Raw genomic sequence first — 14,087 nt, 5'->3', positions numbered from 1 at the left:
AAGGACCTCCGGCCAGGCCCGTGGAACGGGCCACCGGGCGGCAGATCATCAGAGCACTCGGACGGTGCCAACCCTCGAAACGGCACGAGGGATCGTGTGGACCTCAAGAGGCGACGTCAACGGTCCACCCCTGGCGGAAGACCGGTCGCAGCCGGTCGGCCACGCCGAACGCGTCCGCTACCGCGAGCGCCGCCGCCGTGCGGACGGCGGACACCTCGATGTCGGTCAGGTCGAGTTGGGCGTGGACCACCTCGACGGCGGCGCCGGCGGGGTCCACGCCGCATCCGGTCACCAGGTCGAGGCCGTCCCCGGCGCCCGCGACGGCCGCGTCCACGAACTCGCGGTCGGGTCCGGGCTGGAGCGAGGACCCGTCGTCGGGATCGACCTCCCACGTGACCGGCGACGTGCCCTCGCCCACCGCCGTCAACCGGACACGGACCTGGCCGAAGTAGCCGACGCCCGCATGCCGGCGCCTGAGCCGATACTCACCGATGCGATCGTCGGGCATGGTCAACTCCTGGTGTTCGCGAACAGGTGGTAGATCGTATTCCGGAAGTAGTGCTCGTTCCCGAACCGCCCGGTCGTGCGCTGGATGTGGTCGTAGTCGTGGCGTCCGCCGGAATTCCACAGGTCCGTCGCCGCATCATCGTCCATTGTGGACATGTCTGCGTGCCGCAGGTTGTCGAAGGCCTCCGCTCGGCCACCGCCGCCGAACTGTGCCGCGCCGGCGTTGAGCCGGGCAGGTCGTGCCATTGACGCGAACCGCCACCGGCCTCTACGTCCGCATGTGGCCCCAGTCGTTTCCGCACCTGCCCCAAGCATCCGACCTGCTTCTCCACCTCGAAGCAGTCGACGGCGACCTGATCCCCGGGCCACCGAGAACGACGCCGGACCGGCGTTCCTGCCGACCTGTTCCAGTTGGTCGAACCGAACTGCCTCGCGGACTTCTTCGCGGAGCTTTCCGAGGGCAAGGCCAGGACACCGGGCAACATGTGCGTGTGCAGTTCGGCGAGGACGCGGACCCGATCTCAGGGCGATCGGCGCGGCACCAGGTCGACTCACATCCAGGCCGCGTCCGTAGGCAGGTCGTCCGGAGCTGCCGGGTGCCATCAAAGATTTCCGTTGCCGAGGACTCATCCGTGGTGGTCGTTCATCGACGCCGCTCTCCTGGTCGTGCGGAGCACGACGAACACGAGCACTCCGCCAGCGGCGGGAGGACGGCCGTGAGTGCGCCCGTGGTCCGGGTTCAGCCGCGGAGATAGGCCGCCGCGGCCAGCACGGTGCTGATGATAGTCGCGAGCCCGACGATCACCGTTCCCCAGTTGACCCTCCGGGCACGAGGTCGTGGGCGGGGGCGGGCAGTGGTCGACCGTCGGGTCGACAGCAGTCCGACCAGCCCCAGGACGAAGGCCATCAGCATCGCCGCGATCGCGGCGGTGGTCGTGTCGTTCATGACGTGAAGGCTGCACACCGGGGTCTAAGCGTTCGTATCCGGAGGCCGGATGTCAGTGTCGGAGAACACTTACGATCGGGCGCGTGGGACGGGGATTGGGTACCGAGCAGCGTCGGGTCCTGAGGCTGCTGACCGAAGCCGACGAGCAGCATCCGGACGCGTGGTTGCTGCTGCGCAGCCTGGCCGGGCAGGACCCGACCTGGAACGACGGCGAGCCGACAAAGGCGGACATGTCACGGTGGAACTCGGCCAGACGGGCGGTGCGGACCCTGGTCGAGCGTGGCCTGGCGGAGAAGCGGACGACGGACTATGCGGGCACGAAGATGGCCGTGGTGCGCCTGCGTCGGGAGGGCCGTGGGACCACGCCACTTCCGTGGTCGGTGGAGGACAGGCTGTTCGCGCACCTCAAGCTGATGGACGACGTGCAGAACGACCTTCTGCGCTATTTCGGGTCGCGCTACCGCAAGGCCACCGTCAGCCGTCCACCGATGGAATCCGCAGTCGTCTTCGATCCCGACGATCCCGGTCAGGGGTACCGCGCGGTGCACTTGGACCCGACGCAATCGTCCGACGGGGACTGGCTGCGCCGATACGCGGACCTGGTCGCCACGGCAGACCGGGACTCCCAGGGCGCGATCGAGAAGGAGGTGCAACGCCGGGTCGAGGTGGAACTGGCCCGGCATAGTCGGGCAGGCCACGGCGGTTGTACCTCCGCGCCTGAACCCGGGCAGCCGGCTCAGCGTGCGGCCGACACGCTCAGCGACACGGAACTGTTGTGGGAAATCGCAGAACTCACCAGCCTGGAGTTGCGGGACATCCTCGTGGATGCGACCAAGGATCTGTACCGACGGACGCGGCAAGACACGCGGCCGACCACGCCCTGATCCGCGCTATCGGACATTGCGCGAACCCCCGGTTCGACGCCGAGCCCGGTTTCGGGTCGACGAACCACCGCGAGGCCGTCGGACACCGCTCTTGTCGGTGACGGTGTGCACTCCGGCTCGGCCTGGAATCCGCTCACCCTGCGGCACCCACGCCGGTGCGGGTGGGGCACCGGACGGTCTCCCACCCGTACCGGCGTGGTGTCAGGCCGGCACCTCGTCGTAGGTCAGCACGAACCGGCTGTGGGTCTTGTCGATGACGGTGCCGTCGGCCAGGTCGCCGTCCGGCGTGCCCGCCGGGTAGATCAGGAGCGTCGGCTTGCGAGCGTCCCGTTCGACCGACCAGTCCCGGACTTCGGCGCACAGGCGTTCGACGAGTTCGGCGGCGGCGGGGCCGTGGCCGATCGCGCCGAGTTCCCAGCGGACGTCGTCGCCTTCCTCCCGACGTCGGGACGTGAGGTAGGCCAGGGACGATCCGTCGACCAGAGTCGGGGCGCGGAAGCGTTGGATCGGGTCGCACACCTCGGGTGCGACGTCGGGGTGCGCGTCGATGCGGCACACGCGGGGGTCGGTGACGGTCAGGCGCAGCCAGATCCCGTCGTGGGGTTCGTCGCCGGCGATCGTGACGTCGGACCAGGAGGTGGCGCGGGGAAGGTCGAGGACGCCGTGCAGCAGGTCGGGGTCGACGGCCTGGTCGGTGTCCCAGTGGAGATTGACCGTCCCGTCCGGGGTGATGGGGGCGCCGCGTTCGCCCTCGTCCCCGGTGACCAGGTACACGAAGCCGCTCAGGTGCATCGAGTCGGACACCAGGCGTCCGTCGAGGTGGCGCAGGCCGACGCCGCGGGACTGGCCGCGCCAGCGCAGCGGGGCGACCAGTCGGGCCTCGGGTGCGAGTTGGCGCCACCACCGGTCGGGGATGTCCCACGGGGAGACGGTGACGATGAGCCGGTCGTAGGGGGCGCGGTCGGCGTGGCCCGCGGTGCCGTCGCCGGTGACCACGTGCACGTCGCCGTGTCCGGCGGCGGTCAGGTTGCGGACGGCCTGGTCGGTGACGTCGGGGTCGATGTCGATCGTGGTGACCAGGTCCGCGCGGCCGGTCAGGCGGGCGAGCAGGGAGGCGTTGTAGCCGGTTCCGGCGCCGATCTCCAGGACGGTGTCGCCGGGGTTCACGGCGAGCTGGTCGAGCATCATCGCCACCACGAACGGCGCGGACGCGCAGGACAGGGACCGGCCGTCGGAGAACCGGTGGGTGATCACCGCCTGCCACGGGTTGTAGGCGGCGTCGAGGTCGGCCTCGGGCACGAACTCGTGGCGCGGGGTGTCGAGCAGGACCCGTTCGACCTCCGCGCGTCGGGCGTACCCCGCCTTGCGGACCTTGGCGACCATCTCGGCGCGCCGTGCCTCCGGTGAGGTGGTGGTGTCGGTGTCCATCGTGTCCTTCCGGTGTGGTGGTGCGAGGTCAGTCGTCGAGCAGCAGGCAGGCGTCCCAGCGGGTGCCGGGCGGGGTGTCGGTGGTGGCGGCGCGCAACGCCAACCGCGCGCCGGGTTCCCCCACCAGGAGTCCGTGCGGTGGGTGCCGGTCGTGGCGCAGCCGGTCGGCGAGCGTGTCCCGGAGCCGGGGAAGATGATCTCGTACCCGTTCGTCGTGCTCGCCCGCGCGCCACGCAGTGTGCAGCACCCCGGCCCACCCGTGGCACAGCGACACGTCACCGAGTCGGGTCGTCTGCGTCTGGTCGGACAGGCACTCCGCCAGGACCCGCCCGGCGAAGCGCCACCGTGCGGTGTCGTCGAGTGCGAGGCCGGCGAGTTGTTGCGCGCGGGCCAGCCCGGGAGTGCCGTAGCACCAGCTCGGTCGATGCGGGCCGTGGTTGCGTGCGGTGCCAGCGGTGTGTTCGGCGCGGGTGACGGTGCCGGGCCACCACGCGCGGTCCCCGGTGCCGCAGCGCCAGAGGTCCAGCCACCGGCAGATCCGGTCGACGGCCTCGGCCTGGCCGGGCACGGTGACGCTGCGGCGCATCGCGAGCGCGAGCAGCGCCAATGGTCCGGCGATGCCGTGCGCGATCCCGAGGTTGCCGTGTCCGCCGCTCCAGTCCGGTCCGGGGCCGGTGGGGCCGTCGGCGGCCCACCAGCCGGGTAGTCCGTCCGTGCGGGGTTCGGTCAGGCGCACGAGGTAGGCGAGCACGTCGGCCAACGGCGTGTCCCGGCGGTCGGGGGTGTGCCGTCGGAGGAGGTAGGCGCCCAGTCCGGTCAGGCCGGCGACGAGGTCGAACTCCCGCTTGTGGGGCAGTCGGCCGGAGTCGATCCGGTGGTGCGCCGCGTCCAGGCGGGACCGGGTGATCGCGTCCACGTGCCGGTCGAGGACGGCCAAGGGGCCGTGGTGCCGGGTCGCGGCGAGGGTGAACGCCACCGCGGGGGCGCCGTCGAACAGCGTGGCCTGGTCGGGGTGTGCCCGGACCGGGTCGGCGACCATCGACTGGAGCAGGGCGCGGGGTTCCTCGCCCTGCTCCAGGTGCAGCAGGGCGGTGCCCGCCGCGCCGTCGGCCAGCGACTGCGCCCACCGCGTGTCCCGCGTCCCGACGGAGGCGTGCGGGTCGCTCATCGCGTCGTCCCGGTCGCGCGCCAGGTGGCGGCTGCCTGCCGGGCCAGTCTCAGGCACACCGCCTCGCGGTCGCGGTCGACGCCGAGCGCGCGGTTGTGGTGCATGTGGAGCAGGGAGTGCAGAACCGCGTCGACGTCGGCGGTCTCGGGAAGGGCGTGCCGGTAGCGCGCGAGCGCCCCGGCCCGTGCTTCGCGGGCTTCGGTGACGTCCCGGGAGGCCGGGGCGGGGCGCCCTTCCCGGACGAGGCGCGTGATCGCGGTGACGTCCGCGCGTTCCGGCGACGCGGCCGGACTCGACCGGTGCAGCCAGTCCGCTGCCGAGGTGCGGCTGCCGAGGAACGCTGTGGCGAGGTCGAACATCGTCAGCGCGGTCGGCACGGTGGCCGCGAGGTCGTCGTCGGGCGGGTGGACGAGCCCGGCGAGGACCGCGCGGGAGTCCGTGGCGAACACGTCCTCGGCGGCGGTGATGGCGTGGTAGCGGCCGATCTCGGGGAAGTAGGTGTCGAGGGCGAACCGGCCGATCCGGCCTCGGGCGCGAAGCCCGGCGGCCCACCCGGCGACGGCGGTGAACACCGCGGTCGCGTCGTCGTGGACGCGGATTCGCAGCCGCAGGTGGTCCGGTTCCTCGCCGTCGCGTGGGCGGGGGTAGCGGACGAACCACCAGGGTCTGCCGGCGAGATCGTCCAGCAGTGCGGGGAACTCCTGGGCGAGCAGGTGGTCCATCCGGTCGGCCGGTACGAACAGCTTGGCGTACAACCACGACGAGCCGGGGGCGCCGGGCGGGTGGCCGTGTCCGGCGGTGAGGACGGGCAGGGCGTGCACGGGCACGGCCGGTGCGGGTGGCCTGGTGGTGGTCAGCGGCAGCACGACGCTGTGGGCGTGGCCACCGATCCACCCGTCGGCAGCCGGATCGACGCCTTCGAGCAGCACGGCGTGGTCGTGGCGGCGCAGGTGCCGGTACACGATCCGCCGATGGGCCGGCACGTCGAGGTCGAGGGGAAGCAACTGGTCGAAGTCGCGGAGTCGGACGCGTGCGGGGCAGCGCCACGTCGCCCGCCAGCGGGCCAGGGCCTCGTCGTGGGCGTCGGGTGCCTCGGGCAGGTCCGTCGCGGTGAGCCGCCAGCTCGCCGCCGCCAGGATCGCGCGGCCCGACCGCACGCGCGGACGGAACGGCAGCGTCTCGGCCACCGGTCCCCAGTCGAACCCGATCCACCCCGGGTCCAGCGCACGGGCCAGCTCGCCGACCAGGCGGGCGGCCACCGGCTGCTGCTTGGGCGCCAGCGCGTGCAGCACCTGGGGTTCCACGACCCTGCGCCGGGACAGGCTGACCAGGTGCAGCCGGTGCCGGTCGGCGGTGATCGCGAGGTCGTCCAGCCGGATCGCGTCGTCGTCGGCGTACTCGCCGATCGACACCCGCTGCGGCAGGTAGGCGGGCACTCGGCACACGTTCTCCGCCGACGGGTGGATCGGGGTGAACGACAGTTGCGCGGGGACGGCGTCGGTGGTGGTGGTCGGCAACGCGCTGAACACCGTGTCGAGTGCGGCCTCCGGGAGGAGGGTGGTGAAGCGGGAGGTCAGGGTGCCGGCGGCGCGGCCGGGTGCGACGGTGAGTGTGAATTCGCCCCGGTCGAGCGCGTCGGGTCCGGTGGCGTGGACCTGGGCACCCAGGTCCAGGTGGGGCGGGATCTCCTCCCTTCCCCCGCACACGGCGGCGAGCCGGTCGACCAACGCGTCGTCCAGGTTGACCTCGCTGTCGCCGCGGGCGGTCGCTTCGGTCGCCACCGCCAGCAGCAGGGCGTCGCGGTCGGAGAACACGTGCCGCCCGGACTGTGGGGCGCCGCCGGGATAGCCGCCGGGCAGCCCGATGCCGTGGTCCCGGTCGACGACGTCGGCCACCGGTACGAGCGTTCCTGTTCCGTGGCGTTCGACGAACGCGGCGAAGTAGTCGCGCCAGTCCCTGCTTCCGGTGTTCTGCCGGACGAGCCGGGCCAGCACCCCGGCGGCGCGGCACATCTCCTCGGCGACGGCGTGCGGCAGTCGCACGTGCGCGTCCAACCGCAGGTCCACCGACAGCGGCGTGCGCACCGAGTCGGCGACCTGCCGCATCCGGTCAGCCAGGCGGATGCGGGCCTGTTCGTCGGGCACGTCGTTGTGGGCGCGGATCTGCCGGTGGATGTGGACCAGGTCGTCGGCCAGGCGCGCCATCGGCGAGCCGGCGGCGTCGGCGTGGCGCAACCGGTCCACGAGGTGGCCCAACGGGTCGGTGACCGTGCCCGGGGCGCGCAGCGAGGTCAGCAGGAAACCGTGGCGCAGCAAGGACGACAGCACGCCGGTCGGGTCGCCGGCGGTCGGGAAGGCACGTCGGAGCGCGTCGGCCAGTTCACCGAAGCGCACCGGCGTGCGGGCCTGTTCCCGCACGAGTTCGACCGCGGAGGTCAGGCGGACGCTGACGGTCTCGGGACCGGGGGAAATCCACCGTCCGGCGCGGACCTCGGCCGTGTCGTCGACCGTGACGTCCAGGCGGGCCACCAGCTCCGGGCACTGTTCGAGTCGACGTACCACTTCGTGCAGCCAGCGTGCCTCGGCGCGGACGACCGGGCGGTGGTCCGGGCGCCAGGCGACGTGGGCGGAGTCGCCGACCGAGACCGTGCCGACCCCGGCGAAGGTGCCGAACGGGGTCGAGCGGCCGTCCGCGCGCAGCACATAGCGGATCACCGCAGACGTCGCCCGGTTCAGGTCCCGGGCGGTGACGGTGTCTGCGGTCAGGATGGCCTCCACGCGTCGGCTCAGGACGGGGCTGGCGTGGCGGACGGCCGCCGCGATGCCCGGCAGCGTCCAGGCGTCGGCCAGCCACGATCGGCAGTCGTCCGCGTCGTCGGGATCGGGCCAGCGGTCGACGGCGACGGTCTGTGCCGCCGCCCGCAGCACACCGGTCCCGTGGTGTCGGTAGTCGTCTTCGGCGGGCATCCCCACCTCCTCCCCCGGTCCTCGGGACCGGGCGTGCCGCCCGGTCCCGAGGGGTTGGTCAACGTTGCGAGTGGCAGGCCGACAGCTCGCAGGTGTGCCCGCATCCGTCGTCGGTCTGGCAGGCGGCGGCCTCGGTCTCCACCCGTCGGGTCTCGACCCGCACGTCCAGGTCGAACACGTCGGTGGCGGGGGCGTCGATTGCAGCGGTGGTCACGTGTGCAACTCCTTCGTCGGCCGCACAGGCCGGTTCGGTGGCGGGGCCGTATATCGGCCCGCCGGTCGTCGTGGTGTCGTGGTGGTGATCGTTCCCGCTGCACTCCTCTCCGGTGCCGGTTCGGGCACCGTGCCCACGGACGGAGCATTCGGCGGCGAACCGGGATCGGGCGGCGGTGGCCGCGCAGGTTCGCGTAGGGGTCCCGGGGAGACGCGCCGGGATGCGGGGGCGCGCCTCCCCGGTCATGAAGCCCCCGGCACCGCGACGGTCGACCGGTCGGCGGCTGCCGCAGGTCCGCCGGAACCGGCCGCGGGAGGCCCGTCGTCGGTGACTCGGACGGTCGAGGCGCCAAGACAACCTCGATCTCCACCGCGGAAACCGGGCGCTCATCCCTCGGCGGACCCGGCGGCGAACCAGGGGTCCGTCCGTCGCTCGGGCCCGACCCGGGAGGACGGTCGAGACGTGGGCGGTGGATGCCAGGAACACAGCGGGCAGTCCTGCGGTCGGTCCGTGCCGGGCAGGTGGGCGGCCAGGTCGTCGATCGCCTCGACGACCCGCCCGGCAGGGCTGTCGACGGCGACGACGACGGCGACGATCCGGCGGGAGGTGTCCATCGGGTCACGCTGCGGCGCCGCGCACCGGCAGGCGATCGCCGGCCTCGGACGGGTTGTCGGACACACGCACCATCGCCGTCGGGCACGAAGCGGTGGGCGCGCCGGGATGTCCGGCGGTGGTTCCGCCGGTCCGAAACGCGATGCGGGTCATGGCGTCGACGATCGTCCCGATTCGTCCCACGGACAGCCCAGGGTTCCGGGGAGGTCAAGGGGAGGGTTCGGGGAGGGTTGCGATCCTCCCCTCGTCACGACCCGTACGGATGCGGCCACGACCTGTGCCACGATGGCGCCGGTCACACCACCGGAAGGGTCGGCCATGCGCACGGCGAACGATCGACTCCGGGCCGCGCGGGAACGCACCGAGTCCCCGGTCAATCCCGGCGAATGCCTGTCTCGACAGGAACTCGCCGAGCTGGTCAACGCCCATGTCTGGCGGCAGCACGGCACCACCGTGGAGATCGACGCCAACTACGTCGGCAAGCTCGAACGCGGCGTGATCCGGTGGCCCGGCCCGCTGTACCGGGAAGCGTTGCGCGCGGTCCTGGGTGCGCCGACGGACGCCGCGTTGGGGTTCGGCAACCGCCGCCGGGCGGTGGTAAAGCTGTCGACCGTGGACCGCAAGCAGTTCCTGCGTACCGCCGCCCTCGGAGTCGGTTCCCTCGCGCTGGCGCCGGTGACTGCGCTACTGGAGGGCAACGAGCCCACTCCCGTGCCCGCCCGGATCGGGCGGACCGAGATCGAGCAGGTCCACACCGCGGCCCGGGTGTTCGCCGGGTGGGATCACACCTACGGCGGCGGGCTGACCCGCGAGGCCGTGCTCGCCCAGCTCCGCTTCTCCGCCGGCCTGTTGGAGACCGCCTACCCGGCACGACTGCACGGCCCGCTGCACAGCGCGGTGGGCTACCTCGCCCACACGTGCGGGTTCATGGCCTTCGACGGCTACGCCCACGACGACGCCCGTCGCGTGTTCGGCTTCGCGCTCGCCTGCGCGGAGGAGGCCGACGACTGGCACCTGCGCGCCAAGATCCTGTCCTCGATGGCCCGGCAGGCGATCTGGCTGGGCAAACCCGACGAGGGCCTGACCCTGACCGAACACGCCCTGGTCCGCGCCGACCGGCTCACCCCCACTGAACGCGCGATGCTCCACACCGCACACGCCCGTGCGCTGGCCAAGATGGGGCGCGTGCGCGACACCCTGGTCGCGGTGGGAACCGCCGACGACCACTTCGCCCACGCCGCCCCCGCCGAGGACCCGCCGTGGATGGCCTACTACGACACCGCCCAACACCACGGGGACACCGGGCACGCCCTGTTCGACCTCGCGGTGGGCGGACGTTCCGCCGACAAGGCCACGGCACGGCTGGCGAGCGCGGTCGCCGGGCACACCGACGCCTTCGCCCGGTCCCGCACCATGTCGCGGATCAAGCTCGCCACGCTGACGATGGCCACCGACGACCCCCGCGAGGCCGCCGCGATCGGCTCCTCGGCGTTGGACGCCGCCGGCGCCCTGCGATCCCGCCGCGCCGCCGACGACCTGCGCGAACTCGCCCGCTACGGCCTACGGCACCGGACGACCCCGGAAGTCGGACTGCTGAGACACCGGATCACCGCCGCAGTCCTGGCCTCGTGAGCCCGACTTCCGACGACCTCGGCCGCGCGCTCGTCGACGCCTGCGCGAGGCTCGGACTCGACCCCGCCGAAGCGGAACCGGTCCGGTTGGGCGAGAACGCGGTCTACCGCCTGCCCGGCGGCATCGTCGTCCGCATCAGCCGTCCCGGCCAGCACCACGCAGCCGAGAAGGAGATCCGGATCGCCCGCTGGCTCGCCGACCACGACGTCCCCGCCGTCCGCGCCCTCGACTCCGTGGCCCAGCCCATCCTGTCCGGCGACCGCGCGGCGACGTTCTGGGAAGAGCTTCCCCCGCACCGCCACGGCACCCCCGCCGAAGTCGCCGGGGCGATCCGTCGCCTGCACGACCTGCCCGTCCCCGACGACCTACCGCTGGGGGACCTGGACCCCTTCGTCCGGCTGCGCGACCGGATCGATTCCGCCCTCACCCTGCCCGCGCAGGACCGGCACTGGCTGCGCGCTCACCTGCGCACTCTCGAAGACCGCTACCTCGACCTCCCTCCGGGGCTGCCGGCCCGCGTGGTGCACGGCGATGCCTGGGTCGGCAACGTCGTCGCCACCGCCGACAGACGGGTCGTGTTGCTCGACCTGGAACGCTGCGCCGTCGGACCACCCGAATGGGACCTGGTCAGCACCGCGATCAAACACACCAGCTTCGGGTGGGTCACCGCCGCGGACTACCACGACTTCTGCCGCCGCTACGGCCACGACGTGACTACCTGGGCCGGGTTCTCCCTGCTGCGCGACATCCGCGAACTCCGCATGACCTGCTACCTCGCCCAGCGGGCCACCGAACACCCCGCCGCCCGCGACGAAGCCCGATCGAGGGTCGATTGCCTGCGCCACCGCGTGGGAAGTCGCCCCTGGGCCTGGACCCCGGCACCATGACCGCCGACAACGCCAGATCCACCGAGACACGCGCACCAACCCCGCACACGGAGTCGGCCGTGGTCTGATCGCCACGTGAAAGAAGCGAGGTCCGACATGGCAGTCCAGGAACACCAACGACCGCCGGACGTCGTCCTCGTCCGCTGGCGCAGCGGCCGGATTCACATCAGCACCGACGGTCGCACCACAGTCTGCGGGTCCGTTATCCGGCCCGACCGGGCGAGGATCCCGGACGACGGAACCGCCTGGGCCGAACAGGTCGACTGCTACAACTGCGCGTACCGATACACCCCTCCGGGCTACATCGGCCCCACCTCCGGGCGGGACTTCCCCCTCAAGCGGGAGTGCCCGGCCCATCCCGGCCGCGGGCAGGCCGCCGGCTCGTGCCACCTCTGCGACCCGCTCGTCCTGCGACCCCAGAACTGGCCGTGTCCCAACGGCTGCACCGACCAGCTCGACCACTCCCCCCTGAGCCGCTACACCCGCTGCACCGTGTTCCCTCCTCTTCGCGACGCGGGCCCGGACGGCCGCTGCCCCGACGCCTGCGAGTCCACCGAGCTGGCGATGCGACGCGCGAACCCGGGGCTCTACTTCGATCTCGCCGACAGCGCCTCCATGACCTGCTACCACTGCGGCGGGGAAGTCTGCGTCGGCTGCCAACGGGTCGCCGTCGACGGCATCTTCGGCTTCTGCGTCCGATGCGGTGACGAACTCTGACCGCGGCCGGCGGAAGGATGGTCATCACAGTGATGCCCGACCGCCTGGTTCGACCGTGAACACCGGCCTCATCAGCAGGTTTCTCCGCCGGAGTTCCCAACGCCGCCGCTGCCGGTCGACCCGTCCCCACGGCAGCCAACCCGCCTCGGCGGACTGTGGTGTCCCGTCCACCTCGGAAAGGTGCGCGGTCGGCGCGACACCCTGCGGTGCCACGCTGACCGAGTTGCACCGCCAGCCTCAGCGCCATGTGCAGGTCGTATCCGTAGCCAGGAGACAGGTCGGCCGCACTCAACCGCCCGGTCAGCACATCCTGCAAGGCCAGAACCCGGTCATTGGCGACCGGGTAGCGAGGCAACTCGTCCCAGCGCGCACCGCACCCGACCACACTACGAGTCCTCACCCGAGGGTTCCGTCGACTCCACCTTCCGTCGAGCGATCGGCGCCGTACGAAGTCGGCCGACGGCACCGCGCAGGTGTCCAGATACCGCGACTGGTGGCCGATCTGGATGGGTGCCCGACAGGAAGGGCACCAACTGTGCAGGTAGAGCCGATGCTCGATGCACGCAACGACGGTCAGGAACCTCCAGTCCCGCTCCCAGATCGTCGGCTCCTGTGCGACACACTCGGGGCATACCGCCGAACCGGTCGCCCGTAGCGGCCACGGAGGACGACGACTCGACCGGTTCCAGCTCCAGGTCAGCAGGCGGCGACGGGTTTTCACCGCGCTCGTCAGCAGCATGGCCTGCACCTGCTGCTCCTGGAGGCCGGTCGCGGCCGTCACCGATTCCAAGCGCTCAGCGGTCAGCTCCACGCCCATACGTACTGCGGACACCGAGGACGGCAGTCCCAGGTTCCTCAACATCCGGTCGATCGCGATCATGTGCGTGTCCGCCGAACGAGCGACCCACGAAGTGAACGCCTCACCTTCGTGTGGAACCGGGACGCACGCCAACCGCCCGGATCTCAGCCGCCCGTCCCGAGCCCACAGGGGCAAGGCCGCACGGACTGCCTCCTCCTGTTCACGCTGAACCTCCTTAGCTGCCTCTGCCCGGTCGGCGGCCTCGTGAAGCCGACGCCGGTCCTGTTGCCAGGCGAACACAGGTGCAGAGATACCCGGCCCGGGTCAGCCGCTCGTCGCGACTCGCCGGGTACTGAAATCTTGGCCGTCCACTGCAATGTCCACTGAAAAGTGGTGGTGCCGTACTGAAATCCTCAGTGGCACCCGACAGGTGCCCGCGTCGTACACGGCCAGCAACCCTGATCACCACGACGAGCGGACGGGCTCTGATCCCTATCCGCCATCATGGCAAGTCCGGCAGAATATCCGCCCACAACCGCAGCATCGGCAACCACGCAGTACCCGGAGCAACGCGTGCAAGCTGAACAGCCGGCGTCACGAGATTCTTGACAGAGCGCAGTACTCGAATCTGCGAAATTTCCAGACTTCGCCAATCGGCCGACATTCTCCTGGCTTCATCGATCGTCATGGGCAATTTCCGGAAAAGTTCGGCAATCAAAGCATCGGGGTTCAGGATCTCGAACTCGCGACTGACCGGGACGCCGCGGGTCAGGACCGCGCCGAGATTCAACCTGCGCACGAGTACTTCACGATCGTCGAGAATTCCCGAATCAACTGCCGAGGCATGGGAGCGTGCAAGGGCCAGAACGCAGACGGACCACTCTCTCGGAGTCAAATCTTGACATTTATCGACCAGACTCCCCTCCAGCATTTCGACGATGCCCAGCCAATCAAAAGGGGTAAGCTCCGCAGCCGCAAATTCCTCCGACAACAACGCACGGGACAGCGAGAGGAGGTCAAGCGGGGAAAGATCTTCAAAAAGTGTCATCAGAAGCGGATTTCAGCTGTCTCGAACACGTCGATACCGATCTGCAAACTCCCACCGAAAGGCCCGAAGTGGCCAATCTTACCGTTAATGTCGACCCCCCAGTAGCCCGCCTGACCGTTACCCGCGACATTCAGCCTCCCCCGCCACACGTACCAACCTTCCTCCACGAAGTCTTCACCCACTGCCAGTAAGTGAGCCAAACAAGTGGCCTACCCGTCCGCAGAACGCATCAGCGCTCGCACAACAGCGAAACCTCGCATATTCGAGGTCGACATCGTT

The 14,087-nt window shown here is 71.0% G+C and carries 15 protein-coding genes and 1 pseudogene; 4 read left to right on the top strand and 12 right to left on the bottom strand.

Features of this window, described 5'->3' with window-relative positions; translation table 11 throughout:
* Nucleotides 1-103: 103 nt before the first annotated feature.
* The 3 genes from F4559_RS04275 to F4559_RS04265 form a co-directional block, all read right to left on the bottom strand.
* On the bottom strand, nt 104-508 hold the full coding sequence (locus F4559_RS04275; RefSeq protein ID WP_184666270.1) for a hypothetical protein: 405 nt from the start codon (nt 506-508) through the stop codon (nt 104-106).
* Nucleotides 509-510: 2 nt separating this feature from the next.
* Complete coding sequence (locus F4559_RS04270) at nt 511-753, bottom strand: hypothetical protein (protein ID WP_184666269.1); 243 nt, start codon at nt 751-753, stop codon at nt 511-513.
* 493 nt (nt 754-1,246) lie between these two features.
* Nucleotides 1,247-1,453, bottom strand: a complete 207-nt coding sequence (locus F4559_RS04265; protein WP_184666268.1) for a hypothetical protein — start codon at nt 1,451-1,453, stop codon at nt 1,247-1,249.
* Nucleotides 1,454-1,548: 95 nt separating this feature from the next.
* On the opposite strand from F4559_RS04265, the gene F4559_RS04260 reads away from it, so the two are divergent.
* Nucleotides 1,549-2,337 (top strand): hypothetical protein, encoded by a 789-nt coding sequence (locus F4559_RS04260; RefSeq protein ID WP_184666267.1) that lies wholly within the window; start codon nt 1,549-1,551, stop codon nt 2,335-2,337.
* Nucleotides 2,338-2,538: 201 nt separating this feature from the next.
* Here F4559_RS04260 and fxlM read toward each other — a convergent pair whose 3' ends face one another.
* The 6 genes from fxlM to F4559_RS04230 form a co-directional block, all read right to left on the bottom strand.
* The gene (fxlM, locus tag F4559_RS04255) at nt 2,539-3,765 is read right to left on the bottom strand and encodes a methyltransferase, FxLD system (RefSeq protein ID WP_184666266.1); all 1,227 of its coding nucleotides are present in this window, start codon (nt 3,763-3,765) and stop codon (nt 2,539-2,541) included.
* A 28-nt stretch (nt 3,766-3,793) separates the two neighbouring features.
* The gene (locus F4559_RS04250; protein WP_184666265.1) at nt 3,794-4,933 is read right to left on the bottom strand and encodes a lanthionine synthetase C family protein; all 1,140 of its coding nucleotides are present in this window, start codon (nt 4,931-4,933) and stop codon (nt 3,794-3,796) included.
* The gene (locus F4559_RS04245; RefSeq protein WP_184666264.1) at nt 4,930-7,899 is read right to left on the bottom strand and encodes a lantibiotic dehydratase; all 2,970 of its coding nucleotides are present in this window, start codon (nt 7,897-7,899) and stop codon (nt 4,930-4,932) included. The genes F4559_RS04250 and F4559_RS04245 overlap by 4 nt, the downstream gene beginning before the upstream one ends.
* 58 nt (nt 7,900-7,957) lie before the next feature.
* Nucleotides 7,958-8,113: an FxLD family lanthipeptide gene (locus F4559_RS36200; protein WP_184666263.1), complete on the bottom strand. Its 156-nt coding sequence runs from the start codon at nt 8,111-8,113 to the stop codon at nt 7,958-7,960.
* Nucleotides 8,114-8,499: 386 nt separating this feature from the next.
* Nucleotides 8,500-8,727 (bottom strand): hypothetical protein, encoded by a 228-nt coding sequence (locus F4559_RS04235; protein WP_184666262.1) that lies wholly within the window; start codon nt 8,725-8,727, stop codon nt 8,500-8,502.
* 4 nt (nt 8,728-8,731) lie between these two features.
* Nucleotides 8,732-8,878, bottom strand: coding sequence for a hypothetical protein (locus F4559_RS04230; RefSeq protein ID WP_184666261.1), 147 nt, complete (start codon nt 8,876-8,878; stop codon nt 8,732-8,734).
* Nucleotides 8,879-9,043: 165 nt separating this feature from the next.
* Here F4559_RS04230 and F4559_RS04225 point away from each other — a divergent pair, with 165 nt between their 5' ends.
* The 3 genes from F4559_RS04225 (at nt 9,044) to F4559_RS34780 (ending at nt 11,961) form a co-directional block, all read left to right on the top strand.
* A complete protein-coding gene (locus F4559_RS04225) occupies nt 9,044-10,357 on the top strand; it encodes a helix-turn-helix domain-containing protein (RefSeq protein ID WP_184666260.1) in 1,314 nt (437 codons plus the stop codon).
* Entirely contained in the window at nt 10,354-11,244 is an 891-nt protein-coding gene (locus F4559_RS04220; protein WP_184666259.1) for a phosphotransferase enzyme family protein, read from the top strand. The genes F4559_RS04225 and F4559_RS04220 overlap by 4 nt, the downstream gene beginning before the upstream one ends.
* A 96-nt stretch (nt 11,245-11,340) precedes the next feature.
* Nucleotides 11,341-11,961 carry a hypothetical protein gene (locus F4559_RS34780; RefSeq protein ID WP_246445074.1) on the top strand — a complete coding sequence of 207 codons (621 nt, stop codon included), beginning with the start codon at nt 11,341-11,343 and terminating at the stop codon, nt 11,959-11,961.
* A gap of 550 nt (nt 11,962-12,511) precedes the next feature.
* Here the strand turns inward: F4559_RS34780 and F4559_RS36675 are convergent.
* The 3 genes and pseudogenes from F4559_RS36675 to F4559_RS04205 form a co-directional block, all read right to left on the bottom strand.
* Nucleotides 12,512-13,060, bottom strand: a pseudogene (locus F4559_RS36675) (TniQ family protein); the annotation flags it as partial.
* Between the two features lie 202 nt (nt 13,061-13,262).
* Entirely contained in the window at nt 13,263-13,808 is a 546-nt protein-coding gene (locus F4559_RS04210; RefSeq protein WP_184666257.1) for a hypothetical protein, read from the bottom strand.
* Nucleotides 13,808-13,990, bottom strand: coding sequence for a hypothetical protein (locus F4559_RS04205; protein ID WP_184666256.1), 183 nt, complete (start codon nt 13,988-13,990; stop codon nt 13,808-13,810). Before F4559_RS04205 ends, F4559_RS04210 begins: the two co-directional genes overlap by 1 nt.
* Nucleotides 13,991-14,087 lie beyond the last annotated feature (97 nt).

Source organism: Saccharothrix violaceirubra (assembly GCF_014203755.1).
GTDB classification, from domain to species: Bacteria; Actinomycetota; Actinomycetes; order Mycobacteriales; family Pseudonocardiaceae; genus Actinosynnema; species Actinosynnema violaceirubrum.
This window is presented reverse-complemented; position numbering and strand designations above follow the sequence as displayed.

Excerpts from the sequence above, each read along its gene's own strand:
- F4559_RS04275 (WP_184666270.1), bottom strand. The coding sequence starts at position 508 with ATGCCCGACGATCGCATCGGTGAGTATCGGCTCAGGCGCCGGCATGCG.
- F4559_RS04270 (WP_184666269.1), bottom strand. The coding sequence starts at position 753 with ATGGCACGACCTGCCCGGCTCAACGCCGGCGCGGCACAGTTCGGCGGC.
- F4559_RS04265 (WP_184666268.1), bottom strand. The coding sequence starts at position 1,453 with ATGAACGACACGACCACCGCCGCGATCGCGGCGATGCTGATGGCCTTC.
- fxlM (WP_184666266.1), bottom strand. The coding sequence starts at position 3,765 with ATGGACACCGACACCACCACCTCACCGGAGGCACGGCGCGCCGAGATG.
- F4559_RS04250 (WP_184666265.1), bottom strand. The coding sequence starts at position 4,933 with ATGAGCGACCCGCACGCCTCCGTCGGGACGCGGGACACGCGGTGGGCG.
- F4559_RS04245 (WP_184666264.1), bottom strand. The coding sequence starts at position 7,899 with ATGCCCGCCGAAGACGACTACCGACACCACGGGACCGGTGTGCTGCGG.
- F4559_RS04235 (WP_184666262.1), bottom strand. The coding sequence starts at position 8,727 with ATGGACACCTCCCGCCGGATCGTCGCCGTCGTCGTCGCCGTCGACAGC.
- F4559_RS04230 (WP_184666261.1), bottom strand. The coding sequence starts at position 8,878 with ATGACCCGCATCGCGTTTCGGACCGGCGGAACCACCGCCGGACATCCC.
- F4559_RS04225 (WP_184666260.1), top strand. The coding sequence starts at position 9,044 with ATGCGCACGGCGAACGATCGACTCCGGGCCGCGCGGGAACGCACCGAG.
- F4559_RS34780 (WP_246445074.1), top strand. The coding sequence starts at position 11,341 with ATGGCAGTCCAGGAACACCAACGACCGCCGGACGTCGTCCTCGTCCGC.
- F4559_RS04210 (WP_184666257.1), bottom strand. The coding sequence starts at position 13,808 with ATGACACTTTTTGAAGATCTTTCCCCGCTTGACCTCCTCTCGCTGTCC.